Annotated in this window: 17 protein-coding genes, 2 tRNA genes and 1 pseudogene; 6 read left to right on the top strand and 14 right to left on the bottom strand. The window is 57.9% G+C overall.

The window, feature by feature from the left end:
- The first annotated feature begins 182 nt into the window (after positions 1-182).
- Positions 183-476 carry a hypothetical protein gene (locus tag CDUR_RS00100; RefSeq protein ID WP_233452960.1) on the top strand — a complete coding sequence of 98 codons (294 nt, stop codon included), beginning with the start codon at positions 183-185 and terminating at the stop codon, positions 474-476.
- Between the two features lie 100 nt (positions 477-576).
- On the opposite strand, the gene CDUR_RS00095 is transcribed toward CDUR_RS00100, so the two are convergent.
- A complete protein-coding gene (locus CDUR_RS00095; protein WP_179418519.1) occupies positions 577-1,875 on the bottom strand; it encodes a low temperature requirement protein A in 1,299 nt (432 codons plus the stop codon).
- Positions 1,876-2,013: 138 nt separating this feature from the next.
- Positions 2,014-2,241 (bottom strand): annotated as a pseudogene (locus tag CDUR_RS12940) (IS1634 family transposase); the annotation flags it as partial.
- Between the two features lie 145 nt (positions 2,242-2,386).
- On the opposite strand from CDUR_RS12940, the gene CDUR_RS00085 reads away from it, so the two are divergent.
- Positions 2,387-2,734 (top strand): hypothetical protein, encoded by a 348-nt coding sequence (locus CDUR_RS00085; RefSeq protein WP_179418518.1) that lies wholly within the window; start codon positions 2,387-2,389, stop codon positions 2,732-2,734.
- On the opposite strand, the gene CDUR_RS00080 is transcribed toward CDUR_RS00085, so the two are convergent.
- The 4 genes from CDUR_RS00080 to gyrA form a co-directional block, all read right to left on the bottom strand.
- A tRNA-Ala gene (locus CDUR_RS00080) sits at positions 2,725-2,797 on the bottom strand. The two genes, CDUR_RS00085 and CDUR_RS00080, sit on opposite strands and share 10 nt — an antisense overlap.
- A gap of 10 nt (positions 2,798-2,807) precedes the next feature.
- Positions 2,808-2,884, bottom strand: a tRNA-Ile gene (locus CDUR_RS00075).
- A 244-nt stretch (positions 2,885-3,128) separates the two neighbouring features.
- Entirely contained in the window at positions 3,129-3,467 is a 339-nt protein-coding gene (locus tag CDUR_RS00070; RefSeq protein ID WP_179418517.1) for a DUF3566 domain-containing protein, read from the bottom strand.
- Positions 3,467-6,025 carry a DNA gyrase subunit A gene (gene gyrA / locus CDUR_RS00065; RefSeq protein WP_179418516.1) on the bottom strand — a complete coding sequence of 853 codons (2,559 nt, stop codon included), beginning with the start codon at positions 6,023-6,025 and terminating at the stop codon, positions 3,467-3,469. The genes CDUR_RS00070 and gyrA overlap by 1 nt, the downstream gene beginning before the upstream one ends.
- 121 nt (positions 6,026-6,146) lie before the next feature.
- Between gyrA and CDUR_RS00060 the strand changes: the two genes are divergently transcribed.
- Both CDUR_RS00060 and CDUR_RS00055 read left to right on the top strand, forming a co-directional pair.
- Positions 6,147-6,365 (top strand): CopG family transcriptional regulator, encoded by a 219-nt coding sequence (locus CDUR_RS00060; RefSeq protein ID WP_179418515.1) that lies wholly within the window; start codon positions 6,147-6,149, stop codon positions 6,363-6,365.
- Complete coding sequence (locus CDUR_RS00055; RefSeq protein WP_006061630.1) at positions 6,362-6,664, top strand: hypothetical protein; 303 nt, start codon at positions 6,362-6,364, stop codon at positions 6,662-6,664. Before CDUR_RS00060 ends, CDUR_RS00055 begins: the two co-directional genes overlap by 4 nt.
- Before the next feature lie 304 nt (positions 6,665-6,968).
- Here the strand turns inward: CDUR_RS00055 and CDUR_RS00050 are convergent, their stop codons facing one another.
- Positions 6,969-7,541, bottom strand: a complete 573-nt coding sequence (locus CDUR_RS00050) for a TetR/AcrR family transcriptional regulator (RefSeq protein ID WP_179418514.1) — start codon at positions 7,539-7,541, stop codon at positions 6,969-6,971.
- Between the two features lie 78 nt (positions 7,542-7,619).
- Between CDUR_RS00050 and CDUR_RS00045 the strand changes: the two genes are divergently transcribed.
- Positions 7,620-8,474, top strand: coding sequence for a VOC family protein (locus CDUR_RS00045; RefSeq protein ID WP_179418513.1), 855 nt, complete (start codon positions 7,620-7,622; stop codon positions 8,472-8,474).
- Here CDUR_RS00045 and CDUR_RS00040 read toward each other — a convergent pair.
- Together CDUR_RS00040 and CDUR_RS00035 are read right to left on the bottom strand one after the other, a co-directional pair.
- On the bottom strand, positions 8,471-9,202 hold the full coding sequence (locus CDUR_RS00040) for an ABC transporter permease (protein ID WP_040358435.1): 732 nt from the start codon (positions 9,200-9,202) through the stop codon (positions 8,471-8,473). The genes CDUR_RS00045 and CDUR_RS00040 overlap by 4 nt on opposite strands.
- A gap of 5 nt (positions 9,203-9,207) precedes the next feature.
- A complete protein-coding gene (locus CDUR_RS00035) occupies positions 9,208-9,969 on the bottom strand; it encodes an ABC transporter ATP-binding protein (RefSeq protein WP_179418512.1) in 762 nt (253 codons plus the stop codon).
- Positions 9,970-10,131: 162 nt separating this feature from the next.
- Between CDUR_RS00035 and CDUR_RS00030 the strand changes: the two genes are divergently transcribed.
- On the top strand, positions 10,132-10,575 hold the full coding sequence (locus CDUR_RS00030) for a DUF6918 family protein (protein WP_006061635.1): 444 nt from the start codon (positions 10,132-10,134) through the stop codon (positions 10,573-10,575).
- A 106-nt stretch (positions 10,576-10,681) separates the two neighbouring features.
- On the opposite strand, the gene gyrB is transcribed toward CDUR_RS00030, so the two are convergent.
- The 5 genes from gyrB to dnaA form a co-directional block, all read right to left on the bottom strand.
- Positions 10,682-12,790: a DNA topoisomerase (ATP-hydrolyzing) subunit B gene (gene gyrB, locus CDUR_RS00025; RefSeq protein ID WP_179418511.1), complete on the bottom strand. Its 2,109-nt coding sequence runs from the start codon at positions 12,788-12,790 to the stop codon at positions 10,682-10,684.
- Positions 12,791-12,914: 124 nt separating this feature from the next.
- Positions 12,915-13,487 carry a DciA family protein gene (locus CDUR_RS00020; protein ID WP_179418510.1) on the bottom strand — a complete coding sequence of 191 codons (573 nt, stop codon included), beginning with the start codon at positions 13,485-13,487 and terminating at the stop codon, positions 12,915-12,917.
- Positions 13,474-14,670, bottom strand: a complete 1,197-nt coding sequence (gene recF, locus CDUR_RS00015) for a DNA replication/repair protein RecF (RefSeq protein ID WP_179418509.1) — start codon at positions 14,668-14,670, stop codon at positions 13,474-13,476. Before recF ends, CDUR_RS00020 begins: the two co-directional genes overlap by 14 nt.
- Positions 14,671-14,684: 14 nt before the next feature.
- Positions 14,685-15,869, bottom strand: coding sequence for a DNA polymerase III subunit beta (gene dnaN / locus CDUR_RS00010; protein WP_006061639.1), 1,185 nt, complete (start codon positions 15,867-15,869; stop codon positions 14,685-14,687).
- Between the two features lie 643 nt (positions 15,870-16,512).
- Positions 16,513-18,027, bottom strand: coding sequence for a chromosomal replication initiator protein DnaA (gene dnaA, locus CDUR_RS00005; RefSeq protein WP_040358297.1), 1,515 nt, complete (start codon positions 18,025-18,027; stop codon positions 16,513-16,515).
- Between the last annotated feature and the right edge of the window lie 42 nt (positions 18,028-18,069).

Here is an 18,069-nt window from a genome sequence, read left to right as displayed (position 1 = left end):
TACCGCCGCCTTAGTGCCCCGAAACGACCACCCCACCCCCACAATCCCAACGAAAAACCCCACCCTGAAACACAAACCACCCCAACCTGTGCAACTCAGGATGGAAGCATCTACGGCCCATTCGCCGCTATTACTGCTGGCTCATCTCGAAGATAGAGGGCTTCCCGCCGACGCCGCTGACCATGGACACCATGCCGTTGTCATCCGTCGAGTGCGCCTACCTTCTGGCGGAGCAGAGGCGGCTGCGCCGTCCTGACCTGCCGCCCGCTGTGGGGCCGGTGCCCGACCCGTCTTCCAATGAGCAGCTCACCGTGCTGGAAGTGGATAACCGGGTCGATATGGCCGAGGCGTTGGACTGCCTGTATCGGAAATACCTCGAGCAATCCAGAAGAGCCGGGCTCATCCCTCCCGCCAATGCTCCCGACGGGGATCCTTCGCCGGACGGCGCGGATGGCGGCAGCGCTGAGAAGAGCTGATCAGGCGGGGTGCTGCGGGTCCTTCGGGACGGGAGCGGTTGTGTCGGTGGGCTGGTGGGCTTGTGCGGTTATTCGTAGGGCTGTGCGATGAATCGGCGGTCTATGCATCGACCTCCAGGCGCTTGTGCATATGCCAAGACCCCACGGTCTCCACGCCGGCCACGTTAATCCATGGTGCCAGGACGATGACTGCCAGGCAGGCTTCGAAGGGGACGCCGGCCAGGGACAGGAGCACCGACCCGGCCAGGGCCGCGATGGTCAGGCCCAGCATGAGTTGGTAGATGCGCCCCAGGGCGAGCAGGTTCACCGCGACCACGAGTGCGTACAGGATGATAACGAACACGGCCACGGGTACCGCGACGCTCAGGACGGCGCCGGTGGACGAGATCACTGCGTGTCCTTCCTCGCGCAGGGCGGCGACGTGCAGGCCCGCCCCGATCGCTGCCAGGGAGGCGAAGAGGATGAAGTGGACGTAGGCGACCGTCACGGTCCTGGTGGGGTGCTTGTGGAGGACCTGGCCGAAGGGCACCTCGAAGTAGACCCACCACAGTCCTAGCGCGATCGAGACTCCTGAGGCCAGGACTACCACGGCGGAGGCCGACCAGCCGTGCTCGGTGTACAGAGCGGTTACGGACTGCGCGGTTCCCACCAGCACCTCGCCCAGGGTGATGATCGTCAACAGGCCGAAGCGCTCGGCCAGGTGATGAGGGTGCCAGGCCATGTGGTCGTAGCGGCGCACGAGGTGCATCGGCACCGCCAACTCCATGGTGAACAGCAGGACCGAGACGATGAAGAGCGACAGGGCGTTGAGGTGGACGAAGAGCGTGCCGACCCACAGCACCTGGACCAGTACGATCCACAGGGCGTGGATCCGGCAGGCGCGGGCCTGGTCCGGGTTGGCCCGCGCGGCCCGCAGCCACAGCACGACCAGCGAGACCCTCATGACCACGTACCCGACCACTATGGTGCCGGAGTGCAGCTGCCATCCGTGCTCGAAGCCCTCGTAGAGCGCGGGGATGCCCGTGGTCATCATGATGACGCCCACCATCTGGACCGCGACTCCCGACCGCACGCCCCAGTCGTCGGTGTCGTAGGAGGAGGCGAAGCTGGAGTAGCTCATCCAGGCCCAGATCGTGCAGAACTGGACGAAGCTGAAGGCAGCCAGCCCCGCCGCCACATGCCCTAAGGCCAGGGCATGCGCCATCTGGACGCCGCTGACGCCGAAGGCGATCACCAGGGTCAGGTCGTAGAGGAGCTCCAGGGTGGTGGCCACCCGGTGCTCCTCGTGCGGGTCGCGTGAGCGCATGGGCGTCAGGGAGTGCAGGAAGCGGCCCACGGTCGCAGAAGGGGGTACTGCAGTGGCTGAACGGGGTGCGTCGGTTACGCTGGTATCGGTCATGAGGAGTGTTCCTGTCGGCAGACACGTGGGCGGGCGGTTCTCGGGCGGTGTTGAAGATATCCGCTGTTCGACTACTGGGCGTCAGCAAGGTTATCATATAGTGCGTCCCAGGGAAGTCGGGCCTGAGTTGCACAGTTTTTAGTGCCCTGTTGGGATGCTCAGGGCGGTGAGGATTTCTTCGGCTTCGGGGGTCAGGGGGTCGGCGGCGGTGAGGTGGTGGCCGTTGAGGTTGATGGTGACGTCCTGGAGGGGCTTGAGGGTGCGGATGATGCGTTTGATGCTGATCCCGGTGGTCTCCTGGAGGTGTCGGGCGACGGCCAGGGCGGCCATGACCACGGTCAGGTGCGCCTCGATGTCCCTCCTGCGGGCCTCCAGCGCATTGAGGACCTCATCGCCGCGCTCGTGGGTCTTGCGATAGTGGTCGGCTAGGTCGACAGCCAGCGAGGCCAAGCTCGCCAACTTCGTCAAGGCGATCGCCCAGGGGATCTTCAACGCGTCGACCGCTGAGGCCATGAACGCCCTGGAGGCCCAGAAACAAGAACTCGACGCCGCGATCCAGACCGAGCGTGTCAAGGCAACCCTCTTCGAGGACGAGGTCTCAATCGGATCATTCTACAAGAGGTTCGCCGAAGCCACGATCGACACCGTCGACACACGCGACCAGCTGTTCGACTACTTCGTCGACAAGGTCTTCGTCGGGCCGAACCAGATCGTCATCGTGCCCTACTACTACGACAGCGAGAAGCACATCGAGCTCGATGACCTGGAAGGGGCCCTTCTCAGCGGGGACAGAGCGGGGGAAGTGCGAACCTATGCCAGAAAGCACGAGTTCGACACTTCCCCCTCAGGTGGAGCATAGGAGAATCGAACTCCTGACCTTCTGCTTGCAAAGCAGATGCTCTACCAATTGAGCTAATGCCCCTTTGTTCCAATGGTGGGCCTAGCAGGATTCGAACCTGCGACCTCTTCGTTATCAGCGAAGCGCTCTAACCGCCTGAGCTATAGGCCCTTGGAACGAGATAGAACTTTACCGAGTTAAATGAAACTAGGCAAATCCGCTGGTTAACTACCTTTTTTCGGAACTGACTTACATAGTAGCTGATACTACGGCATCGCGCCACTCGAAGGCACCCCCACGAGCACGCCGACAGCCACCGCAACACCAGGAAGTCTCCCAGATGTCACAGTGGCTGCAACATGTACTATGACAGCCCACGGTGCACCCGGGCCGTCGATAAGCGATAAACGGCGCGTTAGCTGTTGGCGCCGTCTTTGGTTTCCACGACGAGGCCGCCGAACAGGTCCACGAAGCTGTTGTACAGGACAGCACCGATGGGGGCCAACGCGGTAACCAGCAGAGCGTTAATAGCGCCGATGAGAGCTGCAATGCTGAGGACCGTGCCGAATGAGAGGAAGCCGCTACCGCCGAAGCCGTCATTGACTCGCCCGAGGACGCCGGTGAGCTGCATCCCTAGGAAAAGGATGACCACGCACAGGATCCATGCGACCAACCCGGCAAGGGATAGCGCCAGTGCCGTGCGGAACATGGACATGGGTGAGATTCGGTGAACGGTTACTTTACGGGTGGCCATTAGCTCTCCTCGCCTGCTGTGGTGTCGGGGGCGTCGATAAGTGTGGGAGCTTGAGCGTCGTTGATTGCCACAGCTTCGGCTGTTTCTTCGCCTTCGCCTTCGACGTTGCGGTCAATGGCGAACAGCTCCACGTCTTTTTCTAGATTAACTAGTCGCACGCCCATTGTTTGGCGGGACGAAGGACGTATCTGACCAACTTCGGTGCGGATCACACCTCCGGCTGAGGTTATGGCAAAGATTTGGTCATCACTATCCACCGCCAGGGCACCAATAAGCTTGCCACGTTTGGGGGTGTATTTGAAGGTGACCACGCCCAAACCGCCGCGGCCCTTGACAGGGTATTCCTCCATGGCAGTGCGCTTGCCGTAGCCACCGGAAGTGGCCACCAGGAGGTAGTCGCCGTCGCGGACCACGCACATGGCCAGGAGCTGGTCGTCGCCACGGAAGCGCATACCCTTCACGCCAGCGGTGGCGCGGCCCATGGGGCGCAACGTGTCATCGTTGGCGGTGAATCGAATTGCCTGGCCTTCCTCGGAGACCAGCAGCAGGTCGTCGTCTGCGGAACACAATGCCGCGCCGATGAGGCGGTCGCCTTCGTTGAGGTTGATGGCAATCAAACCACCGGAGCGGGAGGAATCGTAATCGGCCAGGCGGGACTTCTTCACGCGGCCATGGGCGGTGGAGAGCACCAGGTATTCGGCGTCCTCGTAGCCCTGGATCTGGATCACCTGCGCAATATGCTCGCCGGGTTGGAATTCCAGCAGGTTGGCCACGTGCTGGCCGCGGGCTGTGCGGGATGCCTCTGGCAGTTCGTATGCCTTGAGGCGGTACACGCGACCGTAGTTGGTGAAGAACAGGATCCAATCGTGCGTGGAGCAGACGAAGAAGTTGCGCACCACGTCGTCCTGCTTGAGTTCGGCGCCGCGCACACCTTTGCCGCCGCGCTTCTGGTTGCGGTAGGAGTCAACCTTGGTGCGCTTCGCGTAGCCCGTGGAGGTGATGGTCACCACAACGTTTTCGCGGGCGATGAGGTCTTCCTCGGTCACGTCGCCGGTAGCAGCCACGATCTGGGTGCGGCGATCGTCGCCGTGCTTATCCACGATTTCTTTGAGTTCGTCACGCACAATGGCACGCTGGCGCTCTGGGCGGGCGAGAATATCTTTCAGGTCGGCGATGATTTCTTCAATCTCTGCCAATTCATCAATGATTTTCTGGCGTTCCAGGGCGGCGAGACGGCGCAGCTGCATAGCCAGAATGGCATCGGCCTGGACCTCATCAATGTCCAGTAGGTCCATCAGGCCGTTGCGGGCAATGTCCACGGTTTCGGACCGGCGGATCAGGGCGATAACCTCATCCAGCATGTCCAGTGCTTTGACCAAGCCTCGCAGAATGTGGGCGCGCTTTTCTGCCTCATCCAGACGGAATTGGGTGCGCCGAACAATCACATCAATTTGGTGAGCCACGTAGTAGCGGATCATCTGATCGATGCGCAGGGTGCGGGGCACGCCGTCAACAATAGACAGCATGTTGGCACCGAAACTGGTTTGCAGCTGCGAGTGCTTATACAGGTTATTCAGCACCACGCGCGGCACAGCATCGCGCTTCAATGTGACCACAATGCGCATACCCACACGATCGGAGGATTCATCCTCAATCTTGGAAATGCCAACAAGCTTGCCCTGATTCACCTGCTCCGCGATGTTGGAAATCATGTTATCGGGGTTGACCTGGTACGGAAGTTCCGTGATCACAATGGTCTGGCGGTTGCCTTCCTCTTCAATAGAGGTCACGCCGCGCATACGAATTGAACCACGACCAGTGGTGTAGGCATCTTTAATGCCCTGGTCCCCCACAATAAGGCCAGCGGTCGGGAAATCTGGGCCTTTAATGTACTCCATGCATGCTTCCAACCCCGCAGCTTCATCAGCATCCGGGTTGTCCAGCATCCAAATAATTGCATCGGCCAATTCGCGTAGGTTATGCGGCGGAATGTTCGTGGCCATGCCCACGGCAATACCGCCGGAACCATTCATCAACAGGTTAGGTACACGCGAAGGGAGCACTGTTGGTTCGGTGGTTTTGCCGTCATAGTTCGGAGCAAAATCCACGGTGTTTTCACGAATATCGCGCACCATCTCCATGGCCAGCGGAGTCAAGCGAGACTCCGTATAACGCATGGCGGCCGGGCCATCGTTACCGCGCGAACCGAAGTTGCCCTGGCCGTCCACCAGCGGATACCGCATTGACCATGGCTGGGCCATACGCACCAATGTGTCGTAAATAGCCGAATCACCATGCGGGTGGTAATTACCCATTGTGTCCGCGACAGGCTTAGCCGACTTCACATAGCTACGCTCCGGCCGGTAGCCATTATCAAACATCGCGTACAAAATGCGGCGGTGCACTGGCTTCAGACCGTCCCGCACCTCCGGGAGGGCACGACCCACAATGACCGACATGGCGTAGTCGATGTAGCTCGACTGCATCTCCTCGCCAATATCCACCGGGTGGATGCGGTCAAAAAGGTCGCCGCCACCATCAAAATTATCGTCGCTCACAATTCACCTGTTTCCTTGAGCTTGAGAGACTTTCCCCTCCATTCTACGTGAAATTGGCGCTGTCAGCGATTATCCCGCCGCGTAACAACGTGGCATGATACCATTCTGATACCATATGCACATGGCCATGACCCTCCGCCTCACACCCGCCCAAGACCGCGCGCTCACCCTCCTCGCTGAAACCCACGGCACCAGCAAACAAGAAGCTGCCGTCCGCGCCATCGTCTCCACTGCAGCCCGCACGCTTAACGACGCCCAGGTGGCCGAACTTGCACGTAACACACTCGCCGATCGCACCACCCTCGAACGGCGTATCCGGCAGGTAAGTAGGGTGAAATGAGTGAGTATAAGAGTATTTATGAGTTGCGTGGACTGATCGGCCTCACCCCTGAACAACTCCTGATCATTGCTGACGAAGTATGCCACCAACACCACTGCAGCATCACAAACTTCTCTGCATTATGTGCCGCGAGCGCTGTTACAACGGCCGCCATTTCCGGCATTGACATTCATGGTGGGGACCTCGCTGCAGTCGAACATGAGCTTGCTCGTGTGATTCTGGTATTGAAGCCGCTGAACAAGAACAATGATGTGTTAGCTGCAGTAGCTGTGGAGGTATTTCACCAGGTTAATGCGTAGGGGTTGGGGCTGGTGAGCACTCCATCTCATAGTAAATGCATACCAAATAGTCAAAAATTACACTTCGAAACAACATTTTGGTGAGCATTTACTATCGGAACTCCCTCGCCACCCCCGAATGTTCGTCATCCTACCTATCTACCCACCCGTTTCGCGGGCATCGGCGTGTCGCACTTGTGTCCTTGTGTGTTTACAGGTAACATCTGTGACTGTTGTGATTGCAGTTAACTAATGTTGCTGCGGAGGAAGAGTTGCAACACCTGAGGCGGCCTCCGTCGTTGAAAGCTTCACCCCCCTTGAGCTTTCAACCATGGTGGTCGCCATTTAGTATTCCTTGCAGGATTGGTGCCATGGCCTGCACAATCTCATCCCGGCTCTGCTCCACAAGGCCGGGGAGCTTCAGCACGTACCGTCCAACAAGCAGCCCAATGAACTGTGTTTGGGCAAGTCCTATCCGCTTTTCCAGCACGTCCTTCTCCAGCCCCATGCCTTCTAGACGCGTACGGATTCCTACCCATAGCGCGTTGTTCACAAAGTCGGAGAGTAACTGCGGGGAGTCGATTTGGCGCTTGAACGCAGCAATGATGTGGTCTAGCAGCGGGGAATCCCATACAGAGAGTGCTTCATTCAGCATGGTCTCCCCCAGCTGTTCGAAGGGAATGTCACTCATCCGCGTCACAATCGTCTCCACATCAATGGGAAACTCTATGGCCGCACGGAAGAGTCGTTCTTTACTGCCAAAGTAGTGCGGGATCAGGGCCACATCGCACTCTGCTTCGGCAGCGATCGCCCGCAGCGTTGTAGCCCTGAATCCAGTGACGGCGAATTGCCGTCGCGCGGCGTTGAGGATTCGTTCTTTGGCGGGAATCTGCGTCATGCAGCCATTTTAGGCTGTTTGCCGTGGAACACCGTCAGAATGCTGGCTGCTGCAATCCACGTCAGATACGGTGGCCGTATGGATCAGTTCATCACCCCCGCCGTCTGGTGCAACGGTACCGCAGACGAGGCAGCCAAGTTTTACGCCAGCGTCTTCCGCGACGCATCCGTCGTCGAGCAGGTTCCTGGGGTCGCGTCCACAGTCAGCATCCACGGTTTCCGGCTTTCACTCATCAACGGCGACGATCAGTATGCCCCGAATCCGTCGATCAGTTGTTTCCTGAACTTCGACCCACTTCTGTTCGGCAGCGAGGAGCAGGCCCGCGCCTACCTTGATGAACTCTATGAACAGCTGAACACCGGCGGCGTGCTCACGGAGCTGGGCGAGTATCCCTTCTCGCCGCGCTATGCGTGGGTTCGTGACCGCTTCGGCATGACGTGGCAGCTCATGCTTACTGACCCAGCTGGTGAGCCACGCCCCTTCGTCATCCCATCCTTCATGTTCGGCGGTACCAACCACGCCAACGCAGAAGAGGCCACCGACGCCTGGATTACCCTGTTCGACAACTCCCACCGTGGGGCTCTGCACCGCTACGAGGAGGGCGCACCAATAGATCCAGGTACGGTCATGTTCACCGATTTCACCCTGCGCGGCACCTGGATGGCAGCCATGGATTCTGGGACTTTCCATGACTTCACTTTCACGCCTGGGGTCTCCATGATCGTCTCCTGTCGCGATCAAAAGGAGATCGATCACTATTGGGCGGGTTTGTCTGCGGCGCCAGAAGCCGAGCGCTGCGGCTGGTGTGTAGATCGCTGGGGCGTCTCCTGGCAGGTTGTTCCACACAACATAGCTGAGCTCATGGCCGATCCCACCACGCGCGACCAGATCCTGCAGATGGGCAAGATTGAGCTGAATAAACTCAGATTTTAGGTGGTTTGCCTCGGAATACTGAGTGCCGCAGTCACCAGGATCCCCACGATGAACAGCACTAGAATGGCCACGTCTTTCCAGTAGTTGTCCCCCAGTTCAGGCTGTGCCGCGAGTTCTTGAAGGGCATCGATAACGTAGGATAGCGGCAGGACATTGGAAACTATTTCCAGTCCCCTCAGCATGGTGTCCCGGGGGACAAGCACGCCACTGAGCAGGAATTGCGGCACGATAACCACAGGCATAAATTGCACAGCCTGAAATTCATTACTGGCAAAGGCACTGGTCATAAGTCCCAGCGATCCACCAACAATGCCTGATAGTGGTGAGACGAGAAACACCCAGCCGAGCGGTGCGGCAGTAGTGACGTCGAGTAGCCAGTGCGCCACCCCCACCAGCAGGGTCGACTGCAGGAGTGCGAAGAAGCTAAAGGAAATCCCGTAGGCCGCGAGGAATTGAATGCGGCTGAGCCGCGTGGTCCAAAGGCGTTCGAGGGTGCCGTTTGAGCGCTCACGTTGCATACTCACGCTGGCGATGATGAACATCATAAGCATGGGGAATACTCCCAGCATGAGCACGGCAATGCTGTCAAAAAGTCGCCGGTTGCCGTCATAAATGAGGTACATCAACCACAACATGAATGATGGCACCAGCAAAACAAGCGCTACAGTGCGTCGATCTCTCAGAACTTCGGCAATAACACGTCGTGCGGTGATGAGTGTGAGTGACATGAGGTTCACTTCCCTTGTGCTTTGATGAGGGCCAGGAATGCATCATCAAGAGTCTCCGTACCTGCAGTACGCAGCAACCCCGCCGGGGTGTCATGGGCGAGTAACGCACCCTCGCGCATAAGGAGTACGGCATCGCAACGCAGCGCCTCGTCCATCACGTGGCTGGACACCAGGAGCGTTGTGCCTTCGGTGTCGGAAAGCTGCCGCAGGTAGGTCCAGATGTCGTCGCGGGTTACTGGATCCAAACCGACGGTCGGTTCATCCAACACCAGCAACTCAGGCTTTCCGACGAGCGCGCACCCCAAGGACACCCGTCCCCGTTGCCCGCCCGAGAGCTGAGCCGCCGGACGGTGGGCAACGGCAGCGAGTCCCAGGACGTCGATAATCGCATCAACCTGGTCTTTTATTTTGACCGGGTTGAGTGCGGCGAAATAATCAAGATTAGCTTTGACGCTGAGGTTTGGGTAGATGCTGGCTTGTTGCGTGACGTAGCCGATGCGCCCGAGGTTTCTGCGCGAACCCGCGGGATTTCCCAGAACTGTGAGGGTGTTTTGGTAGCGCTGCACGCCAATGATGGCGCGCATGAGGGTGGTTTTTCCGCATCCTGAGGGGCCGAGCAGACCGGTGACCGACCCCGTTTCAACACTGAAAGTCATGTGGGGGATCACCGTGTTAGCTTTTATTCTACCCCTGCTTATTCCTAGGTCCTGTGCTTCAATGGCGGCATCCATCGTTTCATCCTCGTATGCCTTGAACTGGCTCAACATTTGTTGAATATTGCTTACAACGCCGAAGATAACACCGTTATCGAAGCGCCGTCAAGGCTCCCAAGAGACCTGTTCCTCACAACCCGCCGCCCAATAAGGCCGCAGAAGCGCTGTTGTTCGGTAGTCTCTTTGTAAACCAATTTTTCTATTGAAGGAGTTCTGGTGACGTCACCGTCTACTTTCCTTACATCCGATGCACACCGCGAGGCCGTTATTGCAGACCTCAGCACCTTCGTTGACAACACCGTCGGCGAACAGGGCGGCGTGTCCGGCACCGTCATCAAAGGTGCCCTGTCCGCAGCTAAGAAGGTGGACAGCAACATTGTCAACAAGGCTGTTGCTCGCCTCCTCCCCGATCTCGCTGAAGCTCTTGACCCCTACTGGGCAACCTTCAAAGAAGGTGGGCACGGCGACAGCTTCGAGGCATACCTGCAGGAAAACTCCAGCGCCCTATCCAACTCCGTGCTGGAAACAGCTGACAAGCAGGCCGAGAAAGCCCCCGCTGCCCTGGCTAAGGTGTACAGCCCGATTCGCGGCAAAATTGCCAGCGTCGTGGAGGCTAACATCGCCAAGGTTGGCCCGATTGTAGAGAAATACGCGGGCTAGTTTTAGTTAACATAACAGGCCAAAACCAATAGGCTAAACAACACAGTGGGCGACCACTCCCCAACAATCGAGGGGTGGTCGCCCACTTTTGTATTTTTACATCCCGTTACACGTCCAAGAAACGTACATCCTTGGCGTTTCGGGTGATAAAGGATCGGCGTGCGATCACATCGTCACCCATGAGGATGGAGAACAATTCGTCGGCGGCTGCGGCATCTTCCATGGTCACGTGCCGCAGGATGCGGGTTGAAGGGTCCATGGTGGTCTCCCACAGTTCCTTGGGATTCATTTCACCAAGACCCTTGTAGCGTTGAATGCCGTCGTCTTTGTTGATCTTGCGGCCTTCCGCGAGTCCTTTCTCCAGTTCCTGGTCGCGTTCCCAGTCGGAGAAAGCGAATCCAGGTTCACCCTTGGCCCATTTGAGTTTGTAGAGCGGTGGCTGTGCCAGGTACACATAGCCCTGCTCGATCAGCTGCGGCATAAAGCGGAACAGCAGGGTAAGCAGTAGCGTGGCAATGTGTTGCCCATCCACATCGGCGTCGGCCATGAGGATGATCTTGTGGTAACGCAACTTGGCAATATCAAATTCATCGTGGATGCCAGTACCCAATGCGGTGATGATTGCCTGAACTTCATTGTTTTTCAGCACCTTGTCCAAACGTGCCTTTTCCACGTTGAGGATCTTGCCGCGCAGCGGCAGGATGGCCTGGTACATGGAGTCACGGCCGGATTTTGCGGAGCCACCGGCGGAGTCACCCTCCACGATGTAGAGTTCGGATTTCACCGGGTCTTTGGAGCGACAGTCGGCAAGTTTACCGGGCAGGCCACCAAGGTCGGTGGCGGACTTGCGCCGCACCAAGTCGCGGGCTTTGCGGGCTGCCAAGCGTGCCTGGGCGGAGGAAACTGCCTTAGTGATAATGGCTTTTGCTTCCGCCGGGTTCGCTTCAAACCAGTGTGCGATGTGCTCGTTGGTCATGCGCTGCACAAAGGAACGCACTTCGGTGTTGCCCAGTTTGGTTTTGGTTTGGCCCTCGAATTGCGGATCGGCCACGCGCACGGAAATGACAGCTGCGAGTCCTTCGCGGCAGTCTTCGCCGGAGAGGTTGGCTTCTTTTTCCTTCAACATGCGGTGTTCGCGAGCGTAGCGGTTCATCAAGGAGGTCAGCGCCGCACGGAAGCCTTCTTCGTGAGTGCCGCCTTCAATCGTGTTGATGGTGTTGGCAAAGGTATGCACGCTTTGCGCATAGCCGGAGTTCCACTGCATGGCGATTTCCACCTCGTGTTCCTCACCTTTTGCTTCAAAGGAAACGATGGTGGGGTGGATGGGGGTTTTGGACTTGTTCAGTGACTCCACATAGTCCTTCAACCCCTCTGGGTAGTGGAAAACACGTCGCTTGGTTTTTGTGGTCTTAGCTGCTGCTTCGCCGGTGGATTGCTCGCCATCACCATCAGTGGCCCCGTCGAGCAGGTCCAATTTTTCGAGGGATTGCTCCCCGCCAGCAGCCTCGCTAGCGCTACCGTCGCCGTCCACGGCTTGGGCTTCATCGCCTGCGGCCGCAAGGTCTTCGAGTTCGATTTCCTCTTCCGTGGCGCGCAGGTCGGTCAGTGTGATGGTGAGACCTTTGTTCAGGAACGCCATTTCCTGAAGGCGCCGCGCGATGGTGTCGAATTTGAAGGTGGTGGTTTCAAAAATTTCCGGGTCCGGCCAGAATCGCACAGATGTGCCGGTGCCTTTGGCGGGTTCGCCTTTGACGAGTTCTTCAGGGATGGCGTAGGTGAAGTTCTGCAACCAGTGGAAGCCTTCGCGTTTGATGTCGGCTTCCACTTTGGTGGACAGAGCGTTGACCACGGAGATACCCACACCATGTAGACCACCGGAAACGGCGTAGGAATCGGAGTCGAATTTGCCGCCGGCGTGTAGCTGGGTCATCACCACTTGAACGGTGGGTGCACCAGTGGGGTGCATTTCCACGGGGATGCCGCGGCCGTTGTCAACAACTTCCACTCCCCCGTCTTCCAGCAGTGTGACGTCGACTTTGGTGGCGTAGCCTGCCATGGCTTCATCAACGGAGTTGTCGACGACCTCCCACACAAGGTGGTGGAGGCCGCGTTCACCGGTGGAGCCAATGTACATACCTGGGCGTTTGCGTACTGCCTCAAGGCCTTCAAGGATAGTGATCGACGATGCGTCATAATGGTGCTCTGTGGCAGACACGTGATGCAACACTCCTAAATTATGTTCTAATAGACCCCTCTATAGTACACCCCTTAGGCCCCCTACACGACTTAGGTTTCAACGCGTCTAAGCGCCTTTAAATCGCCGAAAACGAAATTTAGCCTTATCCGTAGGTATCGCGCGGCCCCCGACCTTTCACATGGAGGGGGCCTTTTCGCCAGCTCGGGACTGATGGGCCAAAGATCTTCAGTTCCTCTACCACGTTCGGTCCGACCTTCTGGGTAATCGTTTGGAGAATTTGCCGCTGCATCATGCGGAGGTTCGTCGCCCACGCCGTGGAATTACAGCTAATAAACAGGGATTTCCCCTTCAGCATCTCCACTGTCGTGTGCTCGGCAATCCTGGCACCCACCACGTCTTCCCAGTGCGAATGCACCCAGCCACCAGCAAGTTCCCGCTGCCAGCCGCGTTGCTGTATCTCGCGGTTGAGCACCGAATCCAGGGATTCGTAGTCACGACGTTTCGGCAGCGCCCGCCCGTCTGGCCCGGTTGGCCTGCCGCGCTTGCGTATCGACGCCCCCACCTCCCGCACCTCTCGTGGCCCACGCACAGCACTGCGGGTGGGCTGCGTAGCACGCCCCTGATGACTCAGGTCCGGGACTTTACCGAAACGCTTGCGGGCAACGTCGCGAATGTGCGAAAAGGCAGCGGAAACGGAATCATCAGGCGTGGTCATCTGTCATATCCTCCACATCCAGCACGGATTTTCGTGTTCCATCATTGTCTATTGCCCTTACGGTGTGGGTGTGCACCACGGCATCGTCGAGGCTATCCGGCAGGTCATCGCCCACCGCCGCAGTAATGAGCACTTGTTCAGCTGTGGTTGCAATGCCGACCAGTGCGCGGCGTCGTTGGGTGTCCAGTTCAGCAAACACATCATCCAGGATCAAGATAGGGTCGGTGCCATCGGACCTGAACAGGGAAAACACAGCAAGCCGCAGAGAGAGTGCAAAAGACCACGTTTCACCGTGACTGGCAAACCCCTTAGCGGGCTGGCTGCCCAGCATCAGTTCGAGGTCGTCGCGGTGTGGTCCCACAAGGCTAAGTCCCCGTTCGATTTCGCGTTGTCGCATGTGCCCCAGTTCGGTAAGCATGGTGGCTTCCAGCACGTCAACATCAACAGCAGCATCGGGGGCGTCGATAAGCGTACTGCGGTAATGGATGTGGGCCTCGCGGGATTCCGGCGCGAGCGTGTGGTACGCCTCATGGACGCGGGGAGCGAGGTCTGTGACAAGCTGCATTCTTGCGGCCGTTAGTTGAGCACCAAGTGCGGCAAGCTGACCGTCCCAAACATCGAGGGTGGCAAGCGCGCTGGCGCCGTCATCGTTGCCGTAGCCCCGACGAAGTGCCTGGTTGGCGGATTTGAGCAGGGCGTTTCGCTGGCGCAGAACCTTGTCATAGTCGGCTTTGACACCGGCAAGGCGGGGTTGGCGGGTGGACATAACCTCGTCGAGGTAGCGGCGTCGTTCAGCGGGTTCGCCGCGCACCAGTGCCAGGTCCTCCGGCGCAAATAGCACCGTTTTCACCACCCCAAGGAGTTGCCGTGGTGTGCTCAGGCGAGTGCGGTTGAGCTGTGCCTGGTTTGCTTTTTTGGGATTAATCAGCAGGTGGGCGGTCAGTTCACGGCCATTATTAACTGCCGTTCCTGAGATGCGCGCGTTGTCTGCGGTGGCTCGAACCAGGGGGGCGTCCTGTGAAACTCGGTGCGAGGACAGGTGCGCGAGGTAACCGACGGCCTCAACCACATTGGTTTTTCCGTGGCCGTTCCGGCCCACAAACACCGTCACGCCGGGATGCAGGTCAACGGTAAGTTCGGGCCATGAGCGGAAGTCACGCAGTTCAAGGTGTCGCAGGTACACGGCGGTAAATGGGCTTATCCAGGAAGCCTGACTGGCATGAGCAGGTACGTCAGGTTTGTCTGGGGAGTGGCAAACACTCCGTTGTCGTCGGCCTCGGGGACGGTCTCTGGTTCGGGAATCAGGATCGCGGGCCGGGATGGCTGGGTGAACCCAAACATCACGTTTTCTGTGTGGATCACAGACAATCCGTCTTTGAGGTATCCAGTGTTAAACGCAATGGTCAACGGGTTGCCGAAGAAGGCGCAGGGCAGGTTTTCCTCGGCATGCCCGGCCTCAGAACCACCGGCGGAAAGAACAAGCTCACCATCGGAGAATTGCATGGTGATCTGGGAATTTCGGTCGGCCACCACGGAGACGCGCCGGATGGCGTCTTGCAGGGGGCTGATCTGCACAACTGCCATGGATTCGTGGGTTTTAGGAAGCAGGGGCTGGAAGTTCGGGAACTCCGCGTCCAGCATGCGGGTGGTTGTTTGGCGGGCGTCGGACTGCAGACCGAAGAGTCCTTCCCTGCCAAGTTGTTCGCCCACACCGACGGCAATGTGCAGGTCATTTCCCACCTGGGAATCGATAGATCGCGCGTTATCCAGCAGCGTTTTTGCCGGGATGAGCAACTTGGCAGTTGCGGATTTGTCGGTGGCTTCCCAGTCGAATGTGCGTACAGCCAGGCGGAATCGGTCGGTGGCCGCGAGGAGCATGGTGTCGCCGTTGATGTCCATGTGCACGCCGGTGAGCATGGGCAGGGTTTCGTCCCTACCTGCAGCAATAGCCACTTGTGAGACGGCTTCACTGAACAGTTTAGGGTCAATGTTTCCGGTGGTGTGCGGCAGCTGAGGCAACTGCGGGTAGTCGTCCAGTGGGATTACAGGAATTTCAAAACGCGCGGAACCGCAGGTGACCAGCACGTTGCTGCCCTCAACACGTAGCTCCACGGGTTTGTTCGGCAGCATGGCGGTGATGTCAGCGAGCAGCTTACCAGCCACGGCAATGCGTCCGGCCTCGTTGACTTCGGCGGGGATCTTGACCTGTGTGGATACCTCGTAGTCAAAACCGGCGAGTTCCAAGCCTTCATCAGAAGCGGTGATCACCATGCCGCGTAGCACGGGTTGAGCTGGTTTGGCAGGCAGACTACGGGCAACCCACCCGACTGCGTTGGCGAAGTCGTCCTTGTCAACCCTAAATGACACCGCTTGTGAGTCCATGCTGGTCTAGCTCCTAGGAAAAATGAAACGTACACCTCACCCTGATTCCGCCATCTGACGGTGCCACGAGTGCGTGGAATTACAACACCAACGTACCCGCCCGCCGCCGCAAACTGAATCTCGCATCTTTTGTTATTCGTCTGCTCGTCCTTGCTTGCAGCCTGTGTGGCAGGGTCGCATGATCATTGTTATCCCCACGCCCTATTTCTTCTAGAGAAATTACAAGTTTTAAGAGAATAAGAACAGTAAGTCCTGTGCACTCTGTGGATGAGGGCTTGTTATCCAAGCTAGCACGCAGAAAACGTGGTGTGAACAGCCATGTGCAAAACCTGTGGATAACTTTTGCGTCTTGTGGATAAATTTGGCTGCTTGAGATTTATCCACAATCTATCCCCATGTCATCCCAATTTTCTTCACATTTTCGCCGTGGTTGTGCACAACCCATGTCATCCACAAGCTACCACTAGAAAGTGGCAAGGATCACTGAACTACATTCTTGTAATTACACAGCTGTGAGTAAACCTGTGGATAACCTTCCCTTCCGGGGGTAGGCCGTCGGCAAAATCACAAAAGTCCCCCTAGCTACCCCTCCCCTGCTTGTCGACGTCCCTCTTTACGGCACCCCTCCCCGCTGGCGGTTCCTTTACCGCCCGCGGTTTTTGATGATCTGTGTGAGTTCCTGAATCTGGTTGTACGTGTCCCGCTTTTCGGTCATTTCTTTGCGAATCTTGCGGTCGGCGTACATCACAGTGGTGTGGTCTTTACCACCGAAGTTATCCCCGATTTTGGGTAGGGAAAGATCGGTAAGCTCGCGACACAGGTACATGGCGAGCTGTCGGGCATAGGCCACTGCTCGGGTTTTACCTGATCCCCGCAAGGCATCAAGGGAAACATCGAAATAATCGGCGGTGACCTCCATGATTGTGGATGCTGTGATTTCCACGTCAGGGGCCTCGGGCATGATGTCGCGCAGCGCAATTTCGGCCATTTCGCGGCTGATAGTGGTCTCCCCGTTGAGTGAGGAGTACGCGGACACGCGGATCAGTGCACCTTCCAGCTCTCGGATGGATGCCTCAAATCGGCTGGCGATGAGTTCCAGCACGTCACGATCCATCACTGTCTGATCTATCTGGGCCTTCTTCTCCAGAATGGCGATGCGTGTTTCCAAATCCGGCGGCTGAATGTCCGTGATCAGCCCGCCTTCAAAGCGGGTGCGCAGGCGATCTTCCAACGTGGTCAGCTGCTTCGGAGGCCGGTCCGAAGACAAAATGATTTGCTTGTTGGCCTGGTGCAATGCGTTGAACGTGTGAAAGAACTCTTCCTGGGTTCCTTCTTTGCCTTCCAAGAATTGGATGTCATCGACCATCAAAATGTCCAGGTTGCGGTAGCGACGCTTGAACGATTCTTGCCGGTCATCGCGAACGGAGTTGATGTAGTCGTTGGTGAATTCCTCACTGGACACATACTTCACACGCAAGCCCGGCTGCAGCACCTGTGCATAGTTGCCAGCCGCGTGCAGAAGGTGCGTCTTCCCCAGGCCAGAGCCCCCAGAGATGAACAGGGGGTTGAAGGCATTCGCCGGATTTTCCGCCACTGCCACTGCTGCTGCGTGCGCGAACCGGTTGGAGGAACCTATGACGAAGTTCTCAAAGGTGTAGCGCGGGTTTAGCGACCGATCCTGCTGCGGCGCGGGTCCTGCAGGCTCGCGTGTAAAACGACGCCCATCGTCGTGGGTAAACCTGCCTCGGCTGATGGTTGCTGCCTGGTCAGGCATGCTTATCGACGTCGTGTTCCACATGCCCTCAGGATGAGCTTGCGCTGGTTCCGGAGTTGCGGCAACAATCGGCGGCTCAGGGTCAGGTTCCTCCACGCCTGGGTCAATGCTTACAGCCAGGCTGTAGGGGCGGCCCATACGCTCAGACAAGACTGTGGTGATGTAGCCACCGAGGTCTTTTTCCACAGCATCTTTCGCCATTGCATGGGGAGTTGAGAGCACAGCAAACCCGTTGAACAGGGCGATGGGTTTGACCAGTTTCAAAAAACCTCGTGCCCTGCCGTTGAGGGTCGGAATACCTGAATCAGGTTGCTCTGAAAGGCGCAGGAGGTCTTCAACAACCTGTCGCCATGTCTCCTCAAGGGAGGTTGAATGTTCCGCCACCTTCGTCCTCACATGCTCTGTACGTACGCCACGATGATCCAC

The organism is Corynebacterium durum (assembly GCF_030408675.1).
Lineage (GTDB): Bacteria > Actinomycetota > Actinomycetes > Mycobacteriales > Mycobacteriaceae > Corynebacterium > Corynebacterium durum.
The sequence above is the reverse complement of the archived record's forward strand: the minus strand, read 5'-3'. Positions and strand labels throughout refer to the sequence as shown.

What these genes read in the sequence shown, in the direction of transcription:
- dnaN (WP_006061639.1), bottom strand. Translation starts at nt 15,869, where the DNA reads ATGGACTCACAAGCGGTGTCATTTAGGGTTGACAAGGACGACTTCGCC.
- CDUR_RS00100 (WP_233452960.1), top strand. Translation starts at nt 183, where the DNA reads ATGGACACCATGCCGTTGTCATCCGTCGAGTGCGCCTACCTTCTGGCG.
- CDUR_RS00045 (WP_179418513.1), top strand. Translation starts at nt 7,620, where the DNA reads ATGGATCAGTTCATCACCCCCGCCGTCTGGTGCAACGGTACCGCAGAC.
- CDUR_RS00050 (WP_179418514.1), bottom strand. Translation starts at nt 7,541, where the DNA reads ATGACGCAGATTCCCGCCAAAGAACGAATCCTCAACGCCGCGCGACGG.
- CDUR_RS00060 (WP_179418515.1), top strand. Translation starts at nt 6,147, where the DNA reads ATGGCCATGACCCTCCGCCTCACACCCGCCCAAGACCGCGCGCTCACC.
- CDUR_RS00070 (WP_179418517.1), bottom strand. Translation starts at nt 3,467, where the DNA reads ATGGCCACCCGTAAAGTAACCGTTCACCGAATCTCACCCATGTCCATG.
- CDUR_RS00035 (WP_179418512.1), bottom strand. Translation starts at nt 9,969, where the DNA reads ATGTTGAGCCAGTTCAAGGCATACGAGGATGAAACGATGGATGCCGCC.
- CDUR_RS00095 (WP_179418519.1), bottom strand. Translation starts at nt 1,875, where the DNA reads ATGACCGATACCAGCGTAACCGACGCACCCCGTTCAGCCACTGCAGTA.
- CDUR_RS00040 (WP_040358435.1), bottom strand. Translation starts at nt 9,202, where the DNA reads ATGTCACTCACACTCATCACCGCACGACGTGTTATTGCCGAAGTTCTG.
- CDUR_RS00020 (WP_179418510.1), bottom strand. Translation starts at nt 13,487, where the DNA reads ATGACCACGCCTGATGATTCCGTTTCCGCTGCCTTTTCGCACATTCGC.
- CDUR_RS00085 (WP_179418518.1), top strand. Translation starts at nt 2,387, where the DNA reads ATGAACGCCCTGGAGGCCCAGAAACAAGAACTCGACGCCGCGATCCAG.
- CDUR_RS00055 (WP_006061630.1), top strand. Translation starts at nt 6,362, where the DNA reads ATGAGTGAGTATAAGAGTATTTATGAGTTGCGTGGACTGATCGGCCTC.